24 protein-coding genes and 1 pseudogene are annotated in these 24,416 nt (G+C 68.1%); 16 read left to right on the top strand and 9 right to left on the bottom strand.

All coding sequences use genetic code 11. The features are described from left to right. Window positions 1-105, top strand: a pseudogene (locus tag AZG88_RS54300) (lipoyl synthase); the annotation flags it as partial. A gap of 73 nt (window positions 106-178) precedes the next feature. Further along, window positions 179-937 carry a DUF4191 domain-containing protein gene (locus tag AZG88_RS27890; protein WP_005247752.1) on the top strand — a complete coding sequence of 253 codons (759 nt, stop codon included), beginning with the start codon at window positions 179-181 and terminating at the stop codon, window positions 935-937. Window positions 938-1,002: 65 nt separating this feature from the next. On the opposite strand, the gene AZG88_RS27885 is transcribed toward AZG88_RS27890, so the two are convergent. Next, the gene (locus AZG88_RS27885; RefSeq protein ID WP_061044179.1) at window positions 1,003-1,479 is read right to left on the bottom strand and encodes an RDD family protein; all 477 of its coding nucleotides are present in this window, start codon (window positions 1,477-1,479) and stop codon (window positions 1,003-1,005) included. A 211-nt stretch (window positions 1,480-1,690) separates the two neighbouring features. On the opposite strand from AZG88_RS27885, the gene glnA (AZG88_RS27880) reads away from it, so the two are divergent. Then, window positions 1,691-3,127, top strand: a complete 1,437-nt coding sequence (gene glnA, locus AZG88_RS27880) for a type I glutamate--ammonia ligase (protein ID WP_005247755.1) — start codon at window positions 1,691-1,693, stop codon at window positions 3,125-3,127. Window positions 3,128-3,279: 152 nt separating this feature from the next. On the opposite strand, the gene AZG88_RS27875 is transcribed toward glnA (AZG88_RS27880), so the two are convergent. Beyond that, window positions 3,280-3,966, bottom strand: coding sequence for a DNA alkylation repair protein (locus AZG88_RS27875; RefSeq protein WP_005247757.1), 687 nt, complete (start codon window positions 3,964-3,966; stop codon window positions 3,280-3,282). Between the two features lie 232 nt (window positions 3,967-4,198). On the opposite strand from AZG88_RS27875, the gene AZG88_RS27870 reads away from it, so the two are divergent. The 6 genes from AZG88_RS27870 to AZG88_RS27845 all read left to right on the top strand — a co-directional run bounded on the left by AZG88_RS27870 (window position 4,199) and on the right by AZG88_RS27845 (window position 10,158). Beyond that, the gene (locus AZG88_RS27870) at window positions 4,199-5,452 is read left to right on the top strand and encodes a multidrug effflux MFS transporter (RefSeq protein WP_061699751.1); all 1,254 of its coding nucleotides are present in this window, start codon (window positions 4,199-4,201) and stop codon (window positions 5,450-5,452) included. 6 nt (window positions 5,453-5,458) lie between these two features. After that, the gene (locus AZG88_RS27865) at window positions 5,459-6,439 is read left to right on the top strand and encodes a hypothetical protein (protein WP_061044177.1); all 981 of its coding nucleotides are present in this window, start codon (window positions 5,459-5,461) and stop codon (window positions 6,437-6,439) included. Between the two features lie 96 nt (window positions 6,440-6,535). Then, window positions 6,536-7,186, top strand: a complete 651-nt coding sequence (locus AZG88_RS27860) for an ABC transporter permease (RefSeq protein ID WP_005254252.1) — start codon at window positions 6,536-6,538, stop codon at window positions 7,184-7,186. Further along, a complete protein-coding gene (locus AZG88_RS27855; protein ID WP_005247765.1) occupies window positions 7,179-8,405 on the top strand; it encodes an ABC transporter ATP-binding protein in 1,227 nt (408 codons plus the stop codon). Before AZG88_RS27860 ends, AZG88_RS27855 begins: the two co-directional genes overlap by 8 nt. After that, complete coding sequence (locus AZG88_RS27850; RefSeq protein ID WP_005247766.1) at window positions 8,402-9,175, top strand: ABC transporter permease; 774 nt, start codon at window positions 8,402-8,404, stop codon at window positions 9,173-9,175. The genes AZG88_RS27855 and AZG88_RS27850 overlap by 4 nt, the downstream gene beginning before the upstream one ends. After that, window positions 9,175-10,158, top strand: a complete 984-nt coding sequence (locus tag AZG88_RS27845) for a glycine betaine ABC transporter substrate-binding protein (protein WP_005247768.1) — start codon at window positions 9,175-9,177, stop codon at window positions 10,156-10,158. Before AZG88_RS27850 ends, AZG88_RS27845 begins: the two co-directional genes overlap by 1 nt. A 3-nt stretch (window positions 10,159-10,161) precedes the next feature. Here AZG88_RS27845 and AZG88_RS27840 read toward each other — a convergent pair whose 3' ends face one another. The 4 genes from AZG88_RS27840 to AZG88_RS27825 form a co-directional block, all read right to left on the bottom strand. Then, the gene (locus AZG88_RS27840) at window positions 10,162-11,127 is read right to left on the bottom strand and encodes an endonuclease/exonuclease/phosphatase family protein (protein ID WP_005247770.1); all 966 of its coding nucleotides are present in this window, start codon (window positions 11,125-11,127) and stop codon (window positions 10,162-10,164) included. Next, complete coding sequence (locus AZG88_RS27835) at window positions 11,124-14,138, bottom strand: bifunctional [glutamine synthetase] adenylyltransferase/[glutamine synthetase]-adenylyl-L-tyrosine phosphorylase (protein WP_005247772.1); 3,015 nt, start codon at window positions 14,136-14,138, stop codon at window positions 11,124-11,126. The genes AZG88_RS27840 and AZG88_RS27835 overlap by 4 nt, the downstream gene beginning before the upstream one ends. Window positions 14,139-14,146: 8 nt before the next feature. Further along, entirely contained in the window at window positions 14,147-15,487 is a 1,341-nt protein-coding gene (glnA, locus tag AZG88_RS27830; protein WP_005247775.1) for a type I glutamate--ammonia ligase, read from the bottom strand. A gap of 116 nt (window positions 15,488-15,603) precedes the next feature. Further along, on the bottom strand, window positions 15,604-17,172 hold the full coding sequence (locus AZG88_RS27825) for an alpha/beta hydrolase (RefSeq protein WP_061699750.1): 1,569 nt from the start codon (window positions 17,170-17,172) through the stop codon (window positions 15,604-15,606). Between the two features lie 183 nt (window positions 17,173-17,355). Here AZG88_RS27825 and panB point away from each other — a divergent pair, with 183 nt between their 5' ends. From panB to pip, 3 genes are read left to right on the top strand one after another with little or no spacing between them, the layout of a single operon-like run. Continuing rightward, window positions 17,356-18,225, top strand: coding sequence for a 3-methyl-2-oxobutanoate hydroxymethyltransferase (panB, locus tag AZG88_RS27820; RefSeq protein ID WP_005247779.1), 870 nt, complete (start codon window positions 17,356-17,358; stop codon window positions 18,223-18,225). A gap of 40 nt (window positions 18,226-18,265) precedes the next feature. Beyond that, a complete protein-coding gene (locus AZG88_RS27815; RefSeq protein WP_061699749.1) occupies window positions 18,266-18,727 on the top strand; it encodes a hypothetical protein in 462 nt (153 codons plus the stop codon). Window positions 18,728-18,734: 7 nt separating this feature from the next. Next, entirely contained in the window at window positions 18,735-19,700 is a 966-nt protein-coding gene (pip, locus tag AZG88_RS27810; protein WP_061699748.1) for a prolyl aminopeptidase, read from the top strand. Window positions 19,701-19,704: 4 nt separating this feature from the next. On the opposite strand, the gene AZG88_RS27805 is transcribed toward pip, so the two are convergent. Together AZG88_RS27805 and AZG88_RS27800 are read right to left on the bottom strand one after the other, a co-directional pair. Beyond that, entirely contained in the window at window positions 19,705-21,105 is a 1,401-nt protein-coding gene (locus AZG88_RS27805; protein ID WP_061699747.1) for an RNB domain-containing ribonuclease, read from the bottom strand. Between the two features lie 30 nt (window positions 21,106-21,135). Continuing rightward, on the bottom strand, window positions 21,136-21,321 hold the full coding sequence (locus tag AZG88_RS27800) for a hypothetical protein (RefSeq protein ID WP_005247785.1): 186 nt from the start codon (window positions 21,319-21,321) through the stop codon (window positions 21,136-21,138). 403 nt (window positions 21,322-21,724) lie between these two features. Between AZG88_RS27800 and AZG88_RS27790 the strand changes: the two genes are divergently transcribed. The 3 genes from AZG88_RS27790 to AZG88_RS27780 are packed head-to-tail and all read left to right on the top strand — an operon-like array spanning window position 21,725 to window position 23,233. Then, a complete protein-coding gene (locus AZG88_RS27790; RefSeq protein ID WP_005254263.1) occupies window positions 21,725-22,171 on the top strand; it encodes an FAS1-like dehydratase domain-containing protein in 447 nt (148 codons plus the stop codon). Next, on the top strand, window positions 22,168-22,587 hold the full coding sequence (locus AZG88_RS27785) for a MaoC/PaaZ C-terminal domain-containing protein (RefSeq protein WP_061699746.1): 420 nt from the start codon (window positions 22,168-22,170) through the stop codon (window positions 22,585-22,587). Before AZG88_RS27790 ends, AZG88_RS27785 begins: the two co-directional genes overlap by 4 nt. A gap of 22 nt (window positions 22,588-22,609) precedes the next feature. Further along, complete coding sequence (locus AZG88_RS27780; protein WP_061699745.1) at window positions 22,610-23,233, top strand: LysE family translocator; 624 nt, start codon at window positions 22,610-22,612, stop codon at window positions 23,231-23,233. An 8-nt stretch (window positions 23,234-23,241) separates the two neighbouring features. Here the strand turns inward: AZG88_RS27780 and AZG88_RS27775 are convergent, their stop codons facing one another. Then, complete coding sequence (locus tag AZG88_RS27775; RefSeq protein ID WP_025432902.1) at window positions 23,242-24,045, bottom strand: alpha/beta fold hydrolase; 804 nt, start codon at window positions 24,043-24,045, stop codon at window positions 23,242-23,244. Window positions 24,046-24,220: 175 nt separating this feature from the next. On the opposite strand from AZG88_RS27775, the gene AZG88_RS54295 reads away from it, so the two are divergent. Next, the coding region (locus AZG88_RS54295) for a hypothetical protein (RefSeq protein WP_231914228.1) at window positions 24,221-24,416 on the top strand (196 nt) is incomplete at its 3' end.

Raw genomic sequence — 24,416 nt, 5'->3', positions numbered from 1 at the left:
ATGGCCCACCACGGCCGCGAATTGCCTGCAGGACAGGCACATCTCACCGAAAGCGGCGATGCGTCGCAGGAGGCAAGTTCCCTCATGGCGCGGCTCGCCCGCTGACCTCCACGCGTGCGCGGTGGTCGACACCGGACGGGTCATCACCGCGCACGGCCAGGGACGTATCCTGAAGAGCATGGCGAACGGCAGTAAATCCGGTAAAGCGGGCAAACCCAGTAAAGAAGCAAAGGCAGCCGCCAAGGCAGCCCGCAGGCAGGCGTCGAAGGAACGCAGAACTCAGCTCTGGCAGGCGTTCCAGATGCAGCGCAAGGAAGACAAGCTGCTGTTGCCGCTCATGCTCGGCACGCTCATCGGACTCGCGGTGGTGTTCTTCCTCGTCGGTCTGATCTGGGGCCTCCAGTGGTTCCTCCTCCCGATCGGTCTCCTCCTCGGCGTGCTCGGGGCCTTCATCATCTTCGGCCGGCGCGTCCAGAAGACGGTGTACGGCAAGGCCGAGGGCCAGGCAGGCGCGGCCGCCTGGGCGCTCGACAACATGCAGGGCTCCTGGCGCGTGACCAGCGCGGTCGCGGGCACCACGCAGCTGGACGCCGTTCACCGCGTGATCGGACGACCCGGCGTCATCCTCGTCGCCGAGGGATCGCCGCAACGCGTGAAGTCGCTCCTGGCCCAGGAGAAGAAGAAGACGGCGCGCCTCGTCGGCGACACCCCGATCTACGACATCGTCATCGGCAACGACGAGGGCCAGGTCCCGCTGTCGCAGCTGCAGAAGCACCTGAACAAGCTCCCGAAGAACATCGACACCAAGCGGATGGACGCCATCGAGTCGCGGCTCGCCGCGCTCAGCAGCCGCGGTGGCGGCGCCGCACTGCCCAAGGGTCCGATGCCCGGCGGCGCGAAGATGCGCGGCGTGCAGCGCACCATCCGTCGTCGCTAGAAGCCTGTCGCCCCACTACTCCGCCCGATGTCGATCCGACATCGGGCGGAAGACGTTCTGCGGGGTCAGCGTGTGCGAATCAGCGCGGTGCCGGTGGCCCGGTCCTGCATGCCGCGACCGTCGATGTCCGTGATGGTCCCGGGCACGACGAACACGAGCAGCGTCTGACGCACCAGGGCCCGGACGAAGCCGACCCGGGCGGGTCCGTCCACCCGCGCCACCTGCATGCCGAGGAACAGCTGCCCCGGAGTGAAGGAGAACAGCGACACCGTGGCGACACCGACGACGAACCAGACGAGCAGAGTGAAGGTCGAGAACGGACCCTCGAAGAAGTTGTCACCGATGATCAGTGCCGCGACGCCGGCCGACGACACCCAGTCGATCATCAGAGCAGCGAGACGGCGTCCCGTGCTCGCGAGTGAACCGGGACCTTCCGCCTGCAGGCCGAGGCGCTCGCCCCGGAAGGACTGCTTCGTCTCGTCCGCGCCGTTCGGCAGTGCAGCCGAAGGTCCGGAAAGCCAGGAACCGGTGATACGTGCCATGCTGTCCAGGATAGGCGTCGCCTCTCCGAGGACCTCACACCGGAGCTTTGGGCTGTGTGCGCAGTCACAGCCGGTGCAAAAGCCCAGGAAGATTCGACGCGTAACACGGGCGAAACAAAAGGTTGACCAGCGGGCAACACCAAGTCCTTACCGTCTGGCTCGACGAATTCGCCAATATCCACTTGGCTGAAGCGACTTAAGGAGCACAAGCGTGGCGTTCACCACGGCCGAAGAGGTCATCAAGTTCATCAAGGACGAGAACGTCGAATATGTCGACATCCGGTTCAGCGACCTGCCGGGCGTGCAGCAGCACTTCTCGATCCCGGCGTCCGCGTTCAACCAGGACGTCTTCGAGGACGGCCTCGCGTTCGACGGTTCGTCCGTCCGCGGCTTCCAGTCGATCCACGAGTCGGACATGATGCTCCTTCCCGACGTCGCCACCGCCCAGATCGACCCCTTCCGCGCGGCCAAGACGCTGAACATCAACTTCTTCGTGCACGACCCCTTCACGCGTGAGTCCTACAGCCGCGACCCGCGTAACGTCGCGCGCAAGGCCGAGGAGTACCTGAAGTCGACCGGCATCGCCGACACCGCCTTCTTCGGCGCCGAGGCCGAGTTCTACATCTTCGACTCGGTCCGCTACGACTCCGGCATCAACGGCGCGTTCTACGAGCTCGACTCCATCTCGGGTTCCTGGAACACCGGCAACGACGTGAACGCCGACGGCAGCCCCAACCTGGGCTACAAGGTCCGCCCCAAGGGTGGATACTTCCCCGTCGCTCCGTACGACCACTACGTCGACCTGCGCGACGAGATCTCCACCAACCTGCAGAACGCGGGCTTCGAGCTCGAGCGCGGCCACCACGAGGTGGGCACCGGCGGCCAGCAGGAGATCAACTACAAGTTCAACACGCTGCTCGCGGCCGCAGACGACCTGCAGCTGTTCAAGTACATCGTGAAGAACACCGCCTGGCAGCACGGCAAGTCGGCCACCTTCATGCCGAAGCCGCTGTTCGGCGACAACGGCTCGGGCATGCACGTCCACCAGTCGCTGTGGAAGGACGGCAAGCCGCTGTTCCACGACGAGGCCGGCTACGCAGGTCTGTCCGACATGGCGCGTCACTACATCGGCGGCATCCTGCACCACGCACCGTCGCTGCTGGCGTTCACCAACCCGACGATCAACTCGTACCACCGTCTGGTGCCGGGCTACGAAGCCCCCATCAACCTCGTGTACAGCCAGCGCAACCGCTCGGCGGCCGTGCGTATCCCGATCACCGGCAACAACCCGAAGGCCAAGCGCCTCGAGTTCCGCGCCCCCGACTCCTCGGGTAACCCCTACCTGAACTTCGCGGCGCAGATGATGGCCGGCCTGGACGGCATCAAGAACAAGATCGAGCCGCAGGCTCCCGTCGACAAGGACCTCTACGAGCTCCCGCCGGAGGAGGCCCGCAACATCCCGCAGGCTCCCACCAGCCTGTCGGCCGTCATCGATCGCCTCGAGGCAGATCACGACTACCTCACCGAGGGTGGCGTGTTCACGTCCGACCTGATCGAGACGTGGATCTCGCTCAAGCGTGAGCAGGAAATCGCTCCGGTCAACCTGCGTCCGCACCCCTACGAGTTCCAGCTGTACTACGACGTGTAAGTCGTCCGCAGCCGCTGACCTGCGTCGGGGCGTTCGGTAGAGCGCCCCGGTACGCAGTAGCTTCGGTCGAGCCCACCCGCGCCGCGATGGCGCGGGTGGGCTCTTCTGCGTCCGGCCACAGATGGCCGCCGCGGTCGGTCGGGTCGAACCTTCTACTTGTCGCTCTGTCGGCGCACCATCTCGGTGATCCAGACGGGCGCGAACGGAGACGTGCAGCCCGGGGACGTCGGGTAGTCCTTCAGCACCTCCAGGCGCTCACCGATGTCGAGTGCGCGAGCGCGGTGCTCCGCGTGCTCGATCCCGATCTGAGCCAGGCAGTGGTTCATCGCCCACTGCAGTCGATCCGGGGCATCTTTCATCTCCGCCTCGATGACATCGAGCAGTCCCGCGAGGTCGAGGCACTCCGGCTTCTTCGCGACGCGTTCGGTGGTCAGTGCCCAGCCGGCGCTCGCGACCGCCGGATCCGGGTCGGCGGACCACGCCAGGCGCAGCTCCTCGGAGTGCGGGTTCTTCTTCACCACGTAGTTCACGAGCCAGTCGTGCACCTTGGGTGCGCGCGCCTCGCGCACCATGAGGTCCAACTCGTCACGCTCGAACGCCCTCGGGCGGCAGATCAGGATCGCCAGCAGTCGCGCCGCGGTGTCACCCGTCTCCCAGAGCCGGCACGCCAGTTCCTGCTGCGTCTTCAGCCTCTTCGCGAGCGCACGCAGCTTGCCGAGGTTCACACCGTGATCGTCGCCGTGCTTCTCGTTCACCTCGCGTGCCCTCGGGTCCTCGAGCTCGGCCAGCTCGGCCATCACCTCGGCCACCGTCGTCTCGGTCAGCGCCGTCTCGGCCACCTGAGCCTCCTGTCCATTCATGGGAGATTCAGCCTACGACGGACGCCGGCCCCCGTCGTTTCGTCTGTCACTCCCCCAACCGCACGGTCCGGAACCCGCCCGAGCGCCGCGGGCTGCGTCGTATGATCCAGGGAACCGACCACACGGACCGTTGCGGAGCGTGCGGTCGACGCCTTTCGGGATACTTGCTCCGTTCTCCAGCCCCCTCGGGTCGAGAAGCAGGTGGTGCGGGATGTCAGTGCCCACGACGCCGTCTGGCGTGCCGGTTCCGCGCCGTGTCGTCGTCATTCTGCTGCTGGTGATTCCGCTCAGCCAGATCCCGCTCGACATCTACACCCCGGCGTTGCCGCAGATGGTGCTCGATCTGGACGCGTCCGCGGCCGTGGTGCAGAACACGGTGACGGCCTACATGCTGGGCATGAGTCTGGCGTTCATTCCGGTCGGCCTGATCGCGGATGCGCTGGGCCGCAAACGAACTCTGCTGACCTGCCTGGCGATCCTCGTCGTCACCAGCGTGGGATGCGCACTCGTGCAGAACATCACACTCCTGCTCGGTCTGAGATTCGTGCAGGGTATCGGTGGGTGCGCGTGCCTCGTCCTCGCCTACGCGATCGCGGCCGACTGCTACCGCGGCGCCCGGCTCACGTCCGTGTCCGGTCTCCTCGGGGCCGCGTGGGGGCTGGCACCCGTTCTCGCACCCGCTGTGGGTGGGGTACTGGTGCAGTTCATCTCGTGGCGTCTGGTGTTCGGGCTGATCGCGCTTCTGGCGGCCCTCGCGGTTCCCCTCGTCGTCGCGGGACTACCGGAGACGCTTCCGCCGGAACTGCGGGCACCGGTCGACGTCGGCGCCGCGGCGCGGGTGCTGGGTGCGGCTCTGCGCCACCGCATCTTCGTAGGGTTCGTGCTCGTGTTCGGACTGATGGCGTCGGCTCAGATGGTGTTCGGTGTCGTCGCACCCTTCCTCTACCAGCAGATTCTGGGCTTCTCCCCGGCCGCCTACGGTGCGGTGGCGCTCGTCGTGGGCGGCGCCAACCTCCTCGGCGAACTCGCCTGCAGCGCGCTCGCTGTCCGGGTCGGCACACGCCGGCTCGCGTTCGGCGCATGGTGGGTGTTCGTGTCGGGCGCGCTCGTTCTCACCGTCACGGCCGGGCTGTCCGTCGTGACCGTACCGGCCATCACGATCGGCGCCTGCCTCGCGCTCGCCGGATGCGGAGTGCTGTGCCCGCAGATGTACGGGCTGGCCCTCGGACTGTTCACCCGCAATCTCGGACTGATCGGCGGTGTCGTCACGGCGGCCTGCTATCTCGTCGTCAGTGCGGCGATGGCCGTCGCCGGAGTGCTGCCGGAGAACAGCCAGGCACCGCTGGGCTGGCTGTACCTGACTCTGGGCGCGGGTGCCGGGATCCTGCTGCTCCTCACCACGTCCACCCGGCGGTCCCAGGGTTCCCCCTCCGCCCAGCCCGCACCACGACCAGAACGGAGGTGACCTCACGTGCCGCATTCACACCCGCGCAGCCCTGCCGCGTCCCCGGTGTCGGTGATCTTCCAACGCCGGATCGACGACGCGAGTTACGCCGACTACGCACGGTGGCAGAAGCGAGCGGCGGAGGCCCTCGCGACGGTTCCGGGTTTCATCGATCAGGACATCGTGCCGCCGTCGCCGCCTGTGCAGGACGACTGGGTGGACGTGCTGCGGTTCGCCACCATCGAGGACGCCCGAGCGTGGCTCGACAGCGACCTCCGGACGGAACTCGTGGCGGAGATCAAGCACGCCTTCATCGGCAACGAGGACGTCCACCTGCTCACCGGCGAGCAGACCCGGGAGCAGTCGGCGACGTCGGTGGTCATCTCCTGTCACGTGGACCCCGAGGACGAGTCGGCGTTCATGGACTGGCAGCGGAAGATCTCCGCCGCGGAGGCGGGGTTCCGGGGTTTCCGGGGGCACAAGGTCGAGAGGCCGGTGCAGGGGATCACCGAGGACTGGACGATCGTGCTGAGCTTCGACACCGAGGACAACCTGGCGTCGTGGATGGATTCACCCGAGCGGGCAGCCCTCCTGAAGGAGGGCGAGAGGTTCAACAAGAATCTCCGAATCCGCAAAGCGAGCTATGGTTTCGACTTCTGGTTCCGTGGCGCGGGCGGTGACGAGCCGCCCCCGGTGCCCGTCGCCCGGAGCAATCTCCTGGCTCTGCTGGTGCTGTATCCGCTGGTGGTGATCTGGGGCCATTTCGTCAGTGCACCGTTCATCGAGGCGCACGGTGTTCCGATCGCCGTCGCCCTGTTTCTCGCGAACCTGGTCACCACCCAGATCCTCGGCTGGTGGGCGGTACCGGCGGCGTTCAAGGTGTTCGGGTGGTGGATGGACCCGGCGATCTCCCCCCGCCGGCGGAACCTCGGTTACGCCGTGATGATCGCGCTGTTCGGGATTTCGATCGCCGTGTGCACCCTTCTGTTCATGATCCCGACCACGTAACAGACTTTCCGATTCACCTGCGCGATGTTCGGGTACGTAGCACTGTGAAGGACCGAGGTCTGTTTCACATCGGGAGAAAGGTGTTCACGGTTGGACATGCAGCAACTGTGGGACTTCGTCTCCGCCCGCAAGCAGCAACTGGTCACCGACTCGTTCCTGCACGTCAGCGCAGTCGTGCAGTCGGTGGTGATCGCCACGATCGTCGCGGTGGCGATCGGTATCCTCGTGTACCGCAGTCCGGCGGGCTCCTCGATCGCCACCGCACTCGCGAGCACGATCCTCACCATCCCGTCGTTCGCTCTGCTCGGCCTGCTGATCCCGATCCTCGGCCTCGGTGTCGCCCCTACCGTCACCGCTCTCGTGCTGTACGCACTACTGCCGATCATCCGGAACACCATCCTCGGACTCGCCTCCGTCGACCCCGCGGTCACCGACGCCGCCCGGGGCGTGGGGATGAGCCGCACGACGGTGCTGAGCAGGATCGAACTCCCGCTCGCCTGGCCGTCGATTCTGACGGGCATGCGGGTGAGCACGCAGATGCTGATGGGCATCCTCGCGATCGCCGCCTACGCGAAGGGTCCCGGGCTCGGCAACCTCATCTTCTCGGGACTGTCCCGCGTCGGCAGCCCGACCGCGATACCGCAGGCCCTCACGGGGACCGTTCTCATCGTGATCCTCGCCCTCGTACTCGACGGCGTCCTCGCCGTCATCGGCCGACTCACCACCTCCAGGGGGATCCGTGACTGACCTCGATACACCGCACACCAACGGAAGCACCGTCTCGGGCGTGGACATCGTCCTCGAAGACGTCGTCAAGAGTTACCCGGGCCAGGAGAAGGCGGCCGTCGACAACGTGTCGATGCGCATCCCCGCCGGGGAGATCGTGGTTCTCGTCGGCCCGTCCGGCTGCGGCAAGACCACCACCATGCGCATGATCAACCGGCTCATCGAACCGACGTCGGGGAAGATCACGATCGGCGGGAAGGACGCCCTGTCCATCGACCCGGACAAGTTGCGGCGCGGCATCGGCTACTCGATCCAGCAGGCCGGACTGTTCCCGCATCTCACGATCGCCAAGAACGTCGGCACGGTCCCCGGTCTGATCGGCTGGGACAAGAAGAAGATCGCCGACCGCACCGACGAGATGCTCGACCTCGTCGGACTCGAACCCGACCTCTACCGCGAGCGCTACCCCCGGCAGTTGTCGGGCGGTCAGCAGCAGCGGGTCGGGGTGGCGCGGGCGCTGGCCGCCGATCCCCCGGTCCTGCTCATGGACGAGCCGTTCGGCGCGGTCGACCCGATCACGCGCGGACTGCTGCAGGACGAGTTGATGCGACTGCAGTCCGATCTCGGCAAGACGATCGTCTTCGTGACGCACGATTTCAACGAGGCGGTCAAGCTGGGCGATCGGATCGCGGTCCTGGGCAACCAGTCGCACATCATGCAGTACGACACTCCGGATGCGATCCTCGCCCATCCCGCCAACGACATGGTGGCCGGGTTCATCGGCGCGGACGCGGCGCTGAAGCAGCTGACGCTCACCCGGGTAGCGGAGGTCGAACTCCTCGACTGCCCCACCGCGTACGAGGACGGCTCGGTGGACGATCTGCGGGCGGCGATCGCACCCCGCAAGATCAAGTGGGGCGTCCTCCTGGACGCGCGGGACCGACCGACCCACTGGGTGTCGTTGCGGCATCTGGCCAACGCAACCTCGCTGCGCGACATCGGCGACCCGATCGAAGAGGTGGTGTCCACCCAGTCGACGCTGCAGGACGCCCTCGAAGCGCTCCTGGCGGAGAGCAGTGCGTCGACGATCGTCACCGGCCGGCGGGGCGAGTACCGCGGCCTGATCACCATCGACACACTGGTGACGCACCTGTCCGCGATGCGTGAGGAACACGCGCACGACGACGAGGACAGCGAGCCGAAGCAGAACGGGGCGAGCGAGGGCGGGACACCGTCATGACGGCGGCCGTCGCCACGAAGCCCACCGCACCTGCCGCCCGGCGGTCGGAGCGGGCCCGCTTGCTGGTCCAGCCGATCATCGTCGTGATCCTGGTGGCGGGTGTGCTCGCCTGGGCCTTCAACCGCGAACTCACCGCCACGCAGAAGGGCAGTCTCAACGCCGCCAACATCGCGACCCTGACGTGGCAGCACGTGCTGATCACGGTCGCGGTGGTCGCGATCGTCGTCGTCATCGCGGTTCCGCTGGGGATCCTCCTGACGCGGCCCGGGTTCACCAAGCTGGCACCGATCTTCCTCGGAATCGCCAACATCGGACAGGCCGCGCCGGCCATCGGACTGCTGGTGCTGCTCTTCCTCGCGACGGGGACCACCGGATTCTGGATCGGGGTGCTCCCCATCGCGTTCTACTCTCTCCTGCCCGTTCTCCGGAACACGATCCTGGGTCTGCAGGAGGTCGATCCCGCCGTCATCGACGCCGGGCGCGGACAGGGCATGACCGCCGGTCTCGTCCTGCGGAAGGTCGAGTTCCCGCTCGCCGTCCCGTACATCCTCGCGGGACTGCGCACGTCGCTCGTGCTCGCCGTGGGCACCGCGACACTCAGTTTCCTCGTCAGCGCCGGCGGTCTGGGAATCCTCATCGACACCGGATACAAGTTGCGCGACAACGTGACCCTGGTGGTGGGAGCCGTGCTCGCGGTCGCGCTCGCGCTGCTCGTCGACTGGTGCGGCGCCCTGGCCGAGGAGTTCCTCGGCCCGAAGGGGCTGCGCTGATGAACCACCTCCGGAAGGCGATCGCCGCGACGGCGGTGACACTGTGCGGTGTCCTCGCAGTGTCCTGCGGCCTCGAATCCGGTGGCGCCCTGCCGCTGTCGGTGGAACCGGGCAGCATCCAGCCCGTCCCCGAACTCGAGGACGTCAAGATCACCGTCGGTTCCAAGGACTTCACCGAGCAGGTCACCCTCGGGTACATCATCGAGTTCGCGCTCAGCGCCGCCGGCGCGGAGGTGCGCGACCTCACCAACATCCAGGGGTCCAACAGCACGCGGGACGCCCAGCTGGACGGGCAGATCGACGTCACCTACGAGTACACCGGGACCGGGTGGATCAACTACCTCGGCAACGAGATTCCGATTCCCGACCCGACCGCGCAGTTCGAGGCGGTCCGCGACGAGGACCTCGAAAGCAACGGCATGGTGTGGGTGGATCCGGCCCCGATGAACAACACGTACGCACTCGCGATGAGCAGGCAGACCGCCGAGGAAACCGGGATCACCACCCTGTCGGAGTACGCGGATCTGGTCAACCGCGACCCCGCCGCGGCGACGACCTGCGTCGAAACCGAATTCAACGTCCGGCAGGACGGGTTCCCGGGTATGGCCGCCAAGTACGGCTTCGACCCCGCCCGCGCGAATCGCCAGATCCTGCAGACCGGCATCATCTATCAGGCCACCGCGGACGGGACGCAGTGCAAGTTCGGCGAGGTGTTCACGACGGACGGCCGCATCATCGCGCTCGATCTGGTGCTGCTGGAGGACGATCGCCAGTTCTTCCCGAAGTACAACCCGGCGATCACCATGCGCAAGGATTTCGCCGAGGCACATCCGCAGGTGGCGGACGTGATGGCCCCGATCTCCGCGGCGCTGACCAACGAGGAGATCACCGAACTGAACCGGCGGGTCGACGTCGAGGGCGAGGAACCGGCGGACGTGGCCCGGGACTGGCTGGTGGAGAAGGGATTCGTCACGCTCCCGTGACGCTCAGCTGCCGAGGGCGATCTTCGCGATGAGGCCTCGATGATCCGAACCCGTCAGGGCAACCGATTCCACGGACTCCGCCTGCGCTCCGCTCGTGACGATGTGGTCGATCGCGATCATCGGCGGGAACGGCTGCCGGTCGGCGGGATACGTGTTCTGGATTCCGGCACCCACCTGGTCCGCGGCGTCGCGGTAGCGTCCGGTCACGAGGTTGCGGTACTTCACGTGGTCGCGGGTGGAGTTGAAGTCGCCGCTGACGATCACCGGTCCCGAGTCGGCGGGGACGGCGTCGAGAATGACTGTGATGCGGTCCATCTCGCGCGACCACAGCGACGGATCCGACGGCCACGGCGGAACCGGGTGGAACGCGTACAGAGCCGTGCTCGCACCGTCCGGGAGTTCCACCCGGGCCGACAGCGCGGACAGGACGAATTCCGAGTGGTGGACCTTGTCGGTCAGCGGGTACCGGCTCCAGATCCCGGTTCCCTCGCCGCCACTGCCGGGCATGAGGAACGAGAACGGCAGCGTCGATTCGATTCCCGCGGCCACCAACCGGTCGACGGCCTCCGGTGTGAGTTCGTTGGTGGTGAGCACGTCCACGTCGCGGTCCCGGATCTGCCGGACGAGGGAGTCGGCGTCCGCGTTGCCGAGCCAGATGTTGGCCTGCATCACCGTCAGTTCCGGCCCGGACGCCGTCACCGAACTGTTCGCCACGTACAGCGGGCCCTGCGACAGTGTGGCCACCGCGGCCACGGCCAGCGCGACCCCGAAACCGATCCAGTGCCGGGTGATTCCCAGCAGCAGCACCCCGACCGCGGCGGCCGCCATCAGGTACGGCGCCGCGGACGCCAGCACGAGCAGACGCTGGTTCTGGACGTCGAGGAACCTCAGCACGACGCCGAACACGCCGACGAGCACCGCGAGCCACCCGAGCGCCATCAGCGCCCGCACCCCCCAGGTGGCGATCACTCCCCGAAGACTCTCTCCACCACAGCCTTGGCCCGCCGGGTCACCCGCAGGTAGTTGTCGAGGAACTCGCCCGCATCGCCGCCACCCCAGCCGGCGATCTGCGCGACCGCGGACAGCACCCGGCCCGAACCGGGCAGCTGGTCGGTGGCCTTGCCGCGAACGAGCACGAGGCAGTTGCGCGCCTTCGTCGCCGTGATCCACGCGTCACGCAGCAGATCGACGTCGGACTCGCTGAGCAACTCGGCCGCGCCGATCGCGTCGAGTGTCTCGAGTGTCGACGTGTTGTGCAGCGACTCGATCTCGTGGGCGTGCCGGAGCTGGATCAGCTGCACGGTCCATTCGATGTCGGCTAGACCGCCGCGCCCGAGCTTGGTGTGCGTCGCGGGGTCGGCGCCGCGCGGCAGTCGCTCGGAGTCGACGCGCGCCTTGATGCGCCGGATCTCGCGGACCGCCTGCTCCGACACCCCGCCCTCCGGGTAGCGGGTCTTGTCGATCATGTGCAGGAAGCGCAGCCCCAGATCGGCGTCGCCCGCGACGTGATGCGCGCGCAGCAGTGCCTGGATCTCCCAGGCCTGCGCCCACTGCGCGTAGTAGGCCTCGTAGGACGCCAGCGTGCGCACCATCGGGCCGCTGCGACCCTCCGGGCGCAGGCCGGTGTCGACCTCCAGCGGCGGATCGGTGCTGGGCGCGCCGAGCAGAGCCCGCACCTTGTCGCCGATGCTGTTGGCCCACTTGACGGCGACCGTCTCGTCGATCCCCTCGCGCGGCTCGCACACGAACAGAACGTCCGCGTCGGAACCGTAGCCGAGCTCACCGCCACCGAGCCGGCCCATGCCGATCACCGTGAAGGTCGCGGGAGCGGGGGTGCCGAGTTCCTTCTCGCTCGCCTTGGTCACGGCCGCCAGGGCGGCATTGAGCACGGCCGCCCACACGGACGACAGCGCCTTGCACACGCCCGGCACGTCGAGCATGCCGAGGATGTCCGCGGATGCGATACGGGCCAGCTCGTAGCGGCGCAGGGAGCGCGCCGCCGCGATCGCGCGGGCCGGGTCGTCGTGGCGCGCCGAGGCCGTCAGGATGCCGCGCGCGACGTCCTCCGGCTTCGACTCCAGCAGTCGCGGTCCGGCCGGTGAATCCGCGAACAGGCGCACCACGTCCGGCGCCTTGATCAGCAGGTCGGGAACGTAGGCCGAGGATCCGAGTACCGTCATCAGCCGCTCGGCGACCGAGGCCTCGTCACGCAGCAGGCGGAGGAACCAGGTCTGATCGGTCATCGCGTCCGACAGGCGCCGGTACGCGAGCAGACCCGCATCGGGATCTGGTGTGTCGGCGAGCGATTCGAGCAGCGTCGGCAGCAGCAGCGCCTGGATGCGGCCCTTGCGGGACGCGCCGCTGGTGAGTGCGGTGAGGTGCCCGAGCGCGTTCTCCGGGGCGGTGTAGCCCAGCGCCGCCAGCTGGCGGATGGCCGCGTCCGGGCTCAGCCGCAGCGCCTCCTTGTCGATGCGCGCCACCGATTCGAGCAGCGGCCGGTAGAACAGCTTGGCGTGCAGCCGTCGCACGCGGTGCGAGTTGCGCTTGATCTCCGCGTTGAGAACGCCGAGTGCGTCCTTGCTGCCGTCGGGCCGCATGTGCGCCGCGCGAGCCAGCCAGCGCAGTGCTTCCTCGTCGTCGGCGGGCGGGAGGGTGTGTGTGCGCCGCAGCTTCTGCAACTGCAGCCGGTGCTCGAGCAACCGCAGGAATTCGTAGGACGCAGCGAGATTCGCTGCGTCGTCGCGGCCCACGTAGCCGCGGGCGGCGAGGGCGGTCAGCGCGTCGATGGTGCTCTGGACGTGCAGCGCCTCGTCCGCTCGGCCGTGCACGAGTTGCAGGAGCTGGACGGCGAACTCGACGTCGCGCAGACTGCCGCGGCCCAGTTTCAGTTCGCGTTCGCGGAGTTCCGGCGGAACCATCTCCTCCACCCGGCGGCGCATCGCCTGCACCTCGGGAACGAAGTCCTCGCGCTCCGACGCGGTCCACACCATCGGGCTGAGGGCGTCGACGTACTGCTGTCCGAGCGCGACGTCGCCGATCATCGGGCGGGCCTTGAGCAGCGCCTGGAATTCCCAGGTCTTGGCCCAGCGCTTGTAGTACGCGACATGCGATTCGAGGGTGCGGACGAGTTCCCCGCGCTTGCCCTCCGGCCGCAGCGCGGCGTCCACGTCGAAGAAGGCCGAGGACCCGATGCGCATCATCTCGCCCGCGATCCGGCTGGCGATCGCGTCGGCGGGTTCGGCGACGAAGACCACGTCCACGTCGCTGACGTAATTGAGTTCGCGGGCGCCGCACTTGCCCATGGCGATGACGGCCAGCCGCACGGGGCACGGCGCGTCCGGGCACACGGCTGCGACGGCCACCGCGAGGGCGGCGTTCAGCGCGGCGTCCGCCAGATCGGACAGCTGATGTCCGACAGTCTGGTACGGAAGTACCGGTTCGTTCTCGACAGTCGCCGCGAGGTCCACGGCGGCGAGCAGCATCAGCTCGTCGCGGTACGCCTTGCGCAGCGCCGCGATGGCATCGGGTCCGGTCACCTTCGCCCGGTACAGTTTTGCGTCCGGGTGGGCGCCGTCCTCGGGTTCGGCCCCGACCGCGGCCATCATCGTGGCGGTCGCCTCGTCCTTCGACGGGAGGCGGACGTCGCCGGCCAGGATCTTCCAGGACGCAGGATCCGCGGCCAGGTGGTCGCCGAACGCGCTGGACGCGCCGAACAGCCCGAACAGTCGGCCACGGAGGCCCTTGTCGGTGCGGAGCGCCGCATCGAGTTCGGCCCAGCCCTCACCGAGCCCGTCCTTCAGGCGCACCAGGGTGCGGAGGGCGAGGTCGGCGTTCGCGGCCCGCGACAACGACCAGAGCAGTTCGATGCTGTCTTCACCGACCCAGCCCAGATCGCGGAGTTCGGACGGAGCGGTCGGCTCGACGAGACCCAGACGACCCGGACCGGGAACGGCAGAACGCGCTGCCGGAGGCTTCACCATGCTCTTGCTCACAACCCCAGATACGTCTTGAGTTCGAACGGCGTCACGTGGCTCCGGTACTCCTCCCACTCGCGACGCTTGTTGCGCAGGAAGAAGTCGAACACGTGCTCGCCGAGTGCTTCGGCCACCAACTCCGACTTCTCCATCTCACGCAGCGCGCCGTCGAGGTTGCCGGGCAGTTCCCGGTAGCCCATGGCGCGGCGCTCGGCCGACGTCAACGCCCACACGTCGTCCTCGGCCTCCGGCGGAAGTTCGTAGCCCTTCTCGATTCCGCGCAGACCGGCGGCGAGGAGCACTGCGAACGTCAGGTACGGGTTGCAGGCCGAATCTGGGCTCCGGATCTCGACGCGCCGCGAGGATGCCTTGTTCGGCGTGTACATCGGGACGCGGACCAGCGCCGACCGGTTGGACGGGCCCCAGGACGCCGCCGTCGGGGCCTCGCCGCCGTGGATCAGACGCTTGTAGGAGTTGACCCACTGGTTGGTGACGGCGCTGATCTCGTTGGCGTGCTCGAGGATGCCGGCGATGAACGCCTTACCGGTCTCCGACAACTGCATCGGATCGTCCGGGTTGTGGAAGGCGTTGGTGTCGCCCTCGAACAGGCTCATGTGGGTGTGCATCGCCGAGCCGGCCTGATCGCTGAACGGCTTCGGCATGAACGTGGCGCGCACGCCCTCGGCGATCGCGACCTCCTTGACGACGTATCGGAACGTCATCACGTTGTCGGCCATCGACAGGGCGTCCGCGTACCGCAGGTCGATCTCCTGCTGGCCGGGAGCCGCTTCGTGGTGGCTGAACTCGACGGAGATGCCCATCGACTCGAGTGCGTCGATCGCGTGCCGGCGGAAGTTGGGAGCGGAGTCGTGGACGGCCTGGTCGAAGTAGCCGCCGGAGTCGGCGGGCTTCGGCGGCGTGCCGTCGATAGGCCCGTTCTCCAGGAGGAAGAACTCGATCTCGGGGTGCACGTAGCAGCTGAAGCCCAGATCGCTCGCCTTGTTCAGCTGACGGCGCAGCACGTGCCGCGAATCCGCCCAGGAGGGGGAACCGTCGGGCATGGCGATGTCGCAGAACATGCGGGCGGAGTGCTGGTGCCCCTTGCTCGAACTCCACGGCAGCACCTGGAAGGTGGACGCGTCCGGCTTCGCGACCGTGTCCGCCTCGGACACCCGGGAGAAGCCCTCGATCGCGGATCCGTCGAACCCGATGCCTTCCTCGAAGGCGCCTTCCAGTTCCGCGGGGGCGATCGCCACCGATTTCAGGTATCCGAGAACGTCCGTGAACCACAATCGGACGAACCGAATGTCGCGCTCTTCGAGGGTGCGAAGCACGAATTCCTTTTGGCGATCCATGTCCGCGAGAGTAAGCAAAGTTCGTTAAATCTGTGTTACTTCGTTGATTCGACTATGCCGGATTCCACATCGTGCCAGCGTGCGGGCACCTCGGACGACCCCGTCACATGCGTGGGTCAGCACGTCAGGTCCGCGGGCGGCGCCGTGAGGTCGACGAGATAGTCCGAGACGGCGTCGTCGACGCACCCCTCGCCGTCGAGAACGACGGTGTGCTGAGTGCCCCGGTACGTGACGAGCGAGCCGTTCATCTGCTTCGCCAGATCCACGCCCGCCTGGTACGGCGTCGCCGGGTCCTCGGTCGTCGACACGACGACGACCGGTGGGATCCCGGGCGCCGACACGGTGTGCGGCGAGCCCGTGTTCGGCGCGGCCCAGAACGCGCAGACGTCCAGCGGCGCGCTGCCGGTGCCGCGACCGTCGTCGAGGAACGGCGCCGCCTGGCGGTACCGCACGTCCGCCTCCCCGACGGCCGCGCGGTCGGTGACGGGCGGATCGTCCATGCAGCGGATGGAATTGAAGGCGTCGTTGAGGTTGGAGTACGTGCCGTCGTCGGCGCGCCCCTCGTAGAGATCGGCCAGCATCAGCAGCGAATCGCCCGTCCCCGTCTGCAGGCTCTCCAGGCCTCCGCGGAGCGGGCCCCACAGATTCGGCGAGTACAGGGCCTGCTGGACGCCGGTGATCGCATCGGTGTAGCTGAGTCCGCGCGGGTCGGTGGTCGCGGCCGGCTTGGCGATCAGCGGGTCGACGAGCGCCCGGAACCTCTCGTTCGCCTGTGCCGGGTCGGTGCCGAGCGGGCAGTCCGGTTGCTGCATGCATTCCGCGGCGAACGCGTCGAACGCGGACTGGAATCCGGCCGCCTGCAGGATCACTTCCTCCGTCGGGTCCTGCTCCGGATCGAGGGCACCGTCGAGGACCATCGCGCGCACGTTTCCCGGGAAGGTCTCCGCGTACGTCGAGCCGAGCCGGGTTCCGTACGAGTAGCCGAGGTAGTTGAGCTTCTCGTCACCGAGCACCGAACGGATGACGTCCATGTCGCGCACCACGTCGTACGTTCCGACGTGCGCGAGGACGTCGACGCCGGTCCGCTCCGCGCACTTGTCCGCGTACTCACGGTTCTCGGCCTCCGTCTGCGCGATTCCGGCGGGACTCATGTCGACGTCGTCGTCCTTGCGCCGCGCGTCCACCTCCGGCGGGGTCAGGCAGGTCACCTGCGGCGTGGACGCGCCGACGCCGCGCGGATCGAAACCGATGACGTCGAACCGCTCCGCGATGTCGGTGCCGTCGGCCACGGACGCCAGCCCGATACCCGACGCCCCCGGGCCACCGGGGTTCACGAGCAGCGATCCGACCTTGTCGCCGGTCGCCTTCGACCGGGAGACGGCGATCTGTGCGGTGGCGCCGCCGGGGTTCGCGTAGTCGTTCGGCACGGTCACCTTCGCGCAGTCGAGAGTGTCGCCGAGCGGAGACCCGTCCGTGCTGTAGCCCTCGCACGACCCCCACTGCACCTGCTGCGTGTAGAACTCCTCGAGCCCGGCGGGGATCGGTCCGGCCGGAGCCGCCGCGTCCGCCGACGGTTCGGCGACCGCCACACCGGCGTCCCGTCCGCCTCCCGCACAGCCTGCGACGACAAGGACGACGGCGATGCACCCCGCGAACGCGGCCGGTACCCGAGCACTCTTCGACATAGGACGATCGTGCCAGGGGTTCTGCGCCGGCAGGCCTTCCCGCAGGTCAGAGGACAGACGGTGGGTGTGACCTATTGCACCCGCGCGAGCCCTTCGCTCCCCCGCGGGCCGGTGGCAGACTGTAGGCGTCATCACCCGCACCCGGGGACCCGTCAAGGGCCTCGAGGCCAGAAAGGGACAACGATGTCCGATAGCAAGTCGTCCGCGAGCACGTCAGAAGATCGGCTCTACGGATCAGCACCATCGCACGACGTTCCCAAGCGTAAGACCCGAACCCACCACCTGCAGGCCATGAAGGCCGAGGGCGAACGCTGGGCGATGCTCACCGCCTACGACTACTCCAGCGCCCGCATCTTCGAGGAAGCCGGGATTCCCGTTCTCCTCGTCGGCGACTCGGCCGCCAACGTCGTCTACGGATACGAGACCACCGTCCCGGTCACGATCGACGAACTTCTCCCCCTCGTTCGCGGCGTCGTCCGCGGTGCGCCGCACGCTCTCGTGGTGGCGGACCTCCCGTTCGGCAGCTACGAGAGCTCCCCGGAGCAGGCCCTCGCGTCCGCGACCCGGTTCATGAAGGAAGGGCTCGCCCACGCGGTCAAGCTCGAGGGCGGCGAGCGCGTCGCGCCGCAGATCGCCGCCATCACCGCGGCAGGCATCCCCGTCATGGCCCACGTCGGGTTCACCCCGCAGAGCGTGAACTCGCTCGGCGGTTTCCGCGTACAGGGCCGCGGCGACGCCGCCGAACAGTTGGTCGCCGACGCGATCGCCGTGCAGGAGGCCGGCGCGTTCTCCGTCGTCATGGAGATGGTGCCCGCCGAGATCGCAGGCCAGGTCACCCGCAAGCTCACCATCCCCACCGTGGGCATCGGAGCGGGCGTCGAGTGTGACGCCCAAGTCCTCGTGTGGCAGGACATGGCCGGCTACACCAGCGGCAAGACGGCGAAATTCGTCAAGCGCTTCGGTAACGTCGGTGACGAGTTGCGTAACGCGGCCGCCGCATACGCGACCGAGGTACGCGCCGGAACGTTCCCGGCGGAAGAGCACAGCTTCTAGGTCGTCCTCGACTCACCGGGCCGGCACACACTCGAGGGGGATGTTCATGGGACAGCGACGCGTGCAGGGCACCGGACGTCGTCACCGCCTGGCCGTGATGGCGGCCGCGGCGGTGGCGGCCGCGGCGGTCGTCACGGGGTGTGCCGGACCGCCCCCCGCACCCGCGCCCGGCTCCACCGCGCCCCCGGCACCGGCCACCACGGCGGTTCCCGGCACCGCCCTGGTGGCGGGTGGCGTCACCGAGGCGCAGGCCGCCCAGCTGTGCACCGACCTCGAAGGTCAGTTGCAGAGTTGGCGCACCTACACCCCGACCATCGGCAAGACCGGCTTGAACGGTCTGGTCGGCACGTGGATCGCGAAGAACAACCTCAACGCGCTCGACTTCCTGCAGGACCGGGGCCGGATCGACGTCATCACGACGGCGGCCTGCCCCGGCGTCCGGCAGGAAGCGGTGACCGCGCTGGTGATCCCCGACCTGGCGTCCGGCCTGATCGGGTTCTGAGGCCGACGTGACCCAGCTGCGCGCCCTGTACCCGCCGCTCGAGCCGTACCAGTTCGGGCATCTCGACGTCGGCGACGGTCAGCAGATGTACTGGGAGCAGAGCGGCAACCCCGACGGGAAGCCGGTCGTGTTCCTCCACGGCGGGCCCGGGGGCGGCACCGATCCCGCGCAACGCCAGTTCTTCGACCCGCAGGTGTACCGGATCGTGCTGCTCGACCAGCGCGGATGCGGACGCTCCACACCCCACGTCGCCGACGGGGCCGATCTGTCGGTCAACACCACCCACCGTCTCCTCGGCGATGTGGAGTTGCTGCGCAGCCATCTCGATATCAACCGGTGGCAGGTCTTCGGCGGGTCGTGGGGCTCCACGTTGGCTCTCGCCTACGCCCAGAAGCATCCCGACCGGGTCACCGAGCTGGTGTTGCGTGGCATCTTCCTGCTGCGTCGCACCGAGATCGACTGGTACTACAACGGCGGTGCCGGACATCTGTTCCCCGAACTGTGGGAGGAGTTCCTGGCGCCGGTGCCGGAGTCGGAGCGGGGCGGCGACCTCGTCGAGGCCTACCACCGGCTGCTGCAATCCGACGATCCCGACGTCGCGACGCGGGCCGCGGTCGCGTGGTCCACGTGGGAGGGCGCGACGAGTTCGCTGCTCCCCAAACCGGAACGAGTGGTGGAGACGTCCCAGCCGAGGTTCGCGCTGGCCTTCGCCCGCATCGAGAACCACTACTTCCACAACCGCGGGTTCCTGGACGAGGGTCAGCTTCTCCGGGACGCCGCCGCACTGGACGGCATTCCGGGCGTGATCGTGCAGGGACGCTACGACGTGGTGTGCCCGGCGACCAGCGCGTGGGCGCTGCACCGGGCCTGGCCGGGTTCGCGACTCGAGATCGTCGACGACGCGGGACACTCGGCGATGGAGCCGGGCATCGTGCATCACCTCGTCGAGGCAACGGACCGGTTCCGCGACTGACGCGCTATGCGGGGTAACCGAACTCGACGGTCCGCTTCGCGACGTCGGCGGAGACGAGCCTGATTTTCACCTGTTCGCCCTCGGCGGGGTCGCCCACGCATTTCGCCATCACGGACACGGACGGGACGAACACGTCCGCGGTGCGCTTGCCGTTCCGTGACCGCAGCACGGTCGCGTCGAATGTCTCGCCCACCCGGTCGGCGAGCACGGTCGCTTCGGTGAGGTCGATGCAGGCGCGGTCGATCTTGCTCGCGAGGGAATCCGAGCCGACCATGATCTCGGGCATCGAGCCCAGGGCGTCCCGCGCCCAGGACGGCACCGGCGTTCCGGCGGTGACGGCGAGGCACACCTCCGTGGAGTACCGGTCCGAGAGCCGGCGCAGCGGCGCGGTCACGTGGGCGTACGGGGCGCCGATGGCGGCGTGCGTGGTCAATTCGGGCAGGGCGCCGTCGAACGCCGCGTAGTCGGCGCCCCGCAGCAGCGACGGCGCCTCGGTCATCAGCACCAGCGTCGACGCCGAATTCGGGTCGAGCCGCGCCAGGAGTTCACCGACGCCGACGCTCTCCGGCCAGTCGATCCCCAATGCCGACGCCGTGCGTCGCAGCGCCTCGACCGCGTCCGGTCCGGCGGGCGGCAAGGTGCGGAGCAGCCCGACCTTCGCATCGAGCATCATGGCCGCGGCGCACATTCCGGTGAGGAGCGAGACTTCGGCGTTCCAGTCGTCGGCCTCGGTGCGGGGCGCGAGGTCGACGCGCCAGCCGTCGCCGTCCGGCACCACTTCCTGCTCGGGGAGCCGGAGTTCGATCGCTCCGCGCGCCACCGCCGCCGCCGTGCGGAGCCGGCCGAACTCCGGAAGCGACGCGATGGACGGATGCAGTCGTCCCGCCTCCGAATCGGCTTGCACACCGGCGTAGTCCAGCCGTGCCACGGAACGCACCGTCGCACGGGACACCGTGCAGGACAAGGGTCTGGCCGACTCGTCGAGTTCGATCCGCCACACCACCGCCGGGCGGTCCTCGTCGGGGAGGAGACTCGCGGATCCCTCCGAGAGTTCCTTGGGGTGCAGCGGCACCTTGCCGTCGGGGAGGTAGAACGTCTGCCCGCGTTTGCGGGTTTCCACGTCGAGCACTCCACCGGGCTCCACGACGGCGCCGACGTCCGCGATCGCGTAGTGCAGGACGAATCCGTCGCGTGTCCGGTCGAGGTGCAACGCCTGATCGAGGTCCAGGGAATCGGGCGGATCGATGGTGACGAACGCCAGATCGGTGCGGTCCTCCCGCTCGGACGCGTACCGGTCGGACGCCGCCCACGCCTGTGCGACCGCCGCGGGCGGATATCCCTCCGGCAGGTGGAATTCGGTACGCACGGCGCCGAAATCGATTCCGCGCGCGACGAAACGACTCATCGGTACCTCACGCGCACCCTCTCCGCAACGCTATTTGTTCCACTCCTCGTCTGCCCGGTCCGCCGCCTTGTTCCGCTCCGCGGCGATCTGCAGCGCCTTCTCAGCGGACGCGCGATCGGGGTACGGGCCCATCCGGGACATCGACGATGCCGCCTTCCCCTGCGTGACCGTGCCGTCCTCGACGTTGTAGTACCAGAGATGATCTTCGTCAGTCATGCCCTCAGTGTGGCACCGGTGGGACGTGTGGGGTTGTGGATCACGCTCAGACTGTTACCCTCGGAGTCCTGTCCGGTGATACGGTCCCCGGCGCCGGTCAGTGCGGTGCCGATGGCTCGCCTTCCCGGCGCAGTGCCCGAACAGAGAATGGAGCGAGCATGTCAACGATCATTTTTGATCAGCTACTTCCCTACCTCGGTGCCGAAGGCGCCACCTACTGGGCCCAACTGCTGATGGTCGATCCCGTCTGACGGCTATCGATCAGTCGATACTTCGAAGCCCCCGCCGGACCTGTCCGGCGGGGGCTTCGTCGTGAGCGGGCAGGCACGTCCGCGACACATTCGTGACGATTCTCCGGACGCTTCGCCCTGCTCCGGGGACTGCACGTCTCTAGGCTGACCTGATGGCAGTGAATCCAGCGATCGAGGGTCGTGTCTATCCGCCGACCGAGCCCTACCTCGTCGGCCGCGAGAAGATCAGGGAATTCGCCCGCGCCGTCTTTGCCACCAACCCGACGTCGTTCGACGTCGGCAGCGCCCGCGCCGCCGGTCACGCCGATCTCGTTGCCCCACCCACGTTTCCCGTCATCGTGCAGGAACGCGCATTGGCGCAGCTCGTTGCCGATCCGACGTCGGGAATCGAGCCGGTCAATCTGGTGCACAGTACCGAACACGCCACGTCCATCCGCCCGGTCGTCGCGGGCGACGAACTCTCCGCCGTGCTCACCGTCACGAACGTGACGTCACGCGGTCCGCACACGCTGCTCGTCGCCGACATCGAGATCCTCGACGCCGCAGGCGATCACGTGAGCACCATGACGTCGACCCTCTTCGTCAGGGGGGAGGAATGACGTCGCCGGGGCGAATCATGCTCGGCGACACCGTCGCCAAGGCCCGATATCACGTGACCCGGGAATCCCTGGTTCGCTATGCCGGGGCGTCCGGCGATTTCAACTCCATTCACTACCGGGACGACGTCGCGGACGCCGTGGGCCTGCCCGGTGTGCTCGCGCACGGAATGCTGACGCTGGGACTGGCGACGCAGTGCGTCGTCGACTGGCTCGGCGACCCGGCACGGGTCACCGGATACCGCGCCCGCTTCACCAAGCCGGTGATCGTCGCCCCGGACGACGGCGCGGTCGTCGAGGTCGTCGCGAAGGCCGCACAGGTCGACGAGGCCGCGGGCACCGCGAGGATCGACCTGACCGTGACGTTCGACGGACACACCGTGCTCGGCAAGTCACAAGTCTGGATTTCACTGCCCTGAGCGCGCCCGACATACTGGGCCGATGATCGGTGTCGTGGTGACCGCGTTCGCGGTGCTCGGGCTCTTGACCGTCATTCCGGGCCCGGACATGGCGGTGGTGACGCGCGCCGGCCTGTCCGGAGGACGCGGCGCCGCGCTGCGGACGACGTTCGGTGTGGTCACCGGGTTGATGGTGTGGGGCGCGCTGACCGTCGTCGGGCTCGGCGCGGTGCTCGCCGCCTCCGCGGAGGCGTACACCGTCGTGAAGATCGTCGGCGGGATGTACCTGGTGTATCTGGGCCTCTCCACCCTCTGGCGCAGCCGGTCGCGACAACGCACCGCCGCGACCGTAGCGGCGCAGGTTCCGTCGCCGGGGTCGAGTTGGCGGGCCGGGTTCCTGACCAACCTCCTGAACCCGAAGATCGCGGTGTTCTACACCGGCCTGCTCCCCCAGCTCGTTCCGCCCGGGTGGCCGACCGCCCCGACCCTGGCGTTGCTCGTGCTCGTTCACGGGCTCCTCGGGATCGTCTGGCTGGGCGCGTACAGCCTTCTGCTGACCCGTGCGCGCACCACGCTGGAGAAGCCGTCGGTGCGACGGGTCCTGGATCGGATCATCGGAACGGTCCTCTTCGGTTTCGGCGCCGTCGTCGTCGCCGAAGCGCGGTAGGGCCGAGGTCAGTTCCGGGAGTCGCTGGAAGTCGCCGAGCTGCCGCCGAGCAGAATCGTGCTGATCAGATTCGGGTCGTCGGTCATCGGGACGTGCCCTATGCCGGGCAGGACCAGTATCCGCGCCTGCGGGAAGAATCGGCGCACCCGCCGTGCCTGATACACCGGCAGAATCAGGTCGCGTCGCCCCCACGCCACGGTGACCGGAACCGTCGCGTCGACGACCGGCGGGAGATCGAACGAGGCCGTCATCCCCTTGTCGACCAGAGCGTTGGTGGTGAGCGAGTGCGCGTCGATCACGGCATCCTCGTACGGCACCCGGCTGGGCCGCGCGAAGAAGGCGGCAAGCGAGGGGTAGCGGACAGCCTTGTATCGCAAAGCCTTCGGAGCATTCGGACCCAACGCCCGGGCGAATCCGCGCAGCGCCCGGAACGTGTAGATGGTGCGGGCCTGATCGGCCCGGTTGACGAAGAAGCCGGCCGGTGAGAGCGCCGTGGCCGAGGCGACCTCGCCCCGGGCCGCCAGCGCGAGGGACAGCCAGCCTCCGAGCGAGTTTCCGGCGACGTGCGGCCGTTCGCCGGGCGGCGTCACCGAGCGGACGAACCCGCTCAGTTCCTCGAGGAGTTGATCCATCATGTCCGGGCCGTCTTCGAGCGCCGCCGATTCTCCATGTCCCGGCAGGTCGACGGTGACCACCCGGCGATAGGGCGTCAACTGGTCGAGCAGGGCGTTCCAGGCCTGCCGGCGATGCACCACCCCGTGCACGAGTATCAGAGTGGGGCCGGAGCCGGCGATGTCGTGGGGCAAGTCCATGGACAGATGTTACCGCTATCACGAGTTACATCTACTACCTCCGATAGAGGGGCCCCGTCGCCCACGGACGTGGGCGACGGGCCCCGGCATCGACCCCGATTCGGGTCAGTCGGGCCGTTGCGGGAAAGATGCTAACCGGTCTGTTTGTTACTCGCCAGTCAGGGTCGAGACCTCCGTGACTGGCGCACGGGTGAGGCGGACGAGTTGGCGTATAAGCCGGATCCTGTCCCCGAACGCCGAAGCGCCGGGTGGCGACCATCCATCTGGGCACACCGTCGCCGGGTACCTCGAGCGGTTCACCCGCAGGCTCGGGCGAGCAGCCCTCGAACACCTGCGCAGCCGCACCGGGATCCCGGAGGATCCGGTGCGGC

It is taken from the genome of Rhodococcus sp. LB1 (genome assembly GCF_001583455.1).
GTDB classification, from domain to species: domain Bacteria; phylum Actinomycetota; class Actinomycetes; order Mycobacteriales; family Mycobacteriaceae; genus Rhodococcus_F; species Rhodococcus_F opacus.
The sequence above is the reverse complement of the archived record's forward strand: the minus strand, read 5'-3'. Positions and strand labels throughout refer to the sequence as shown.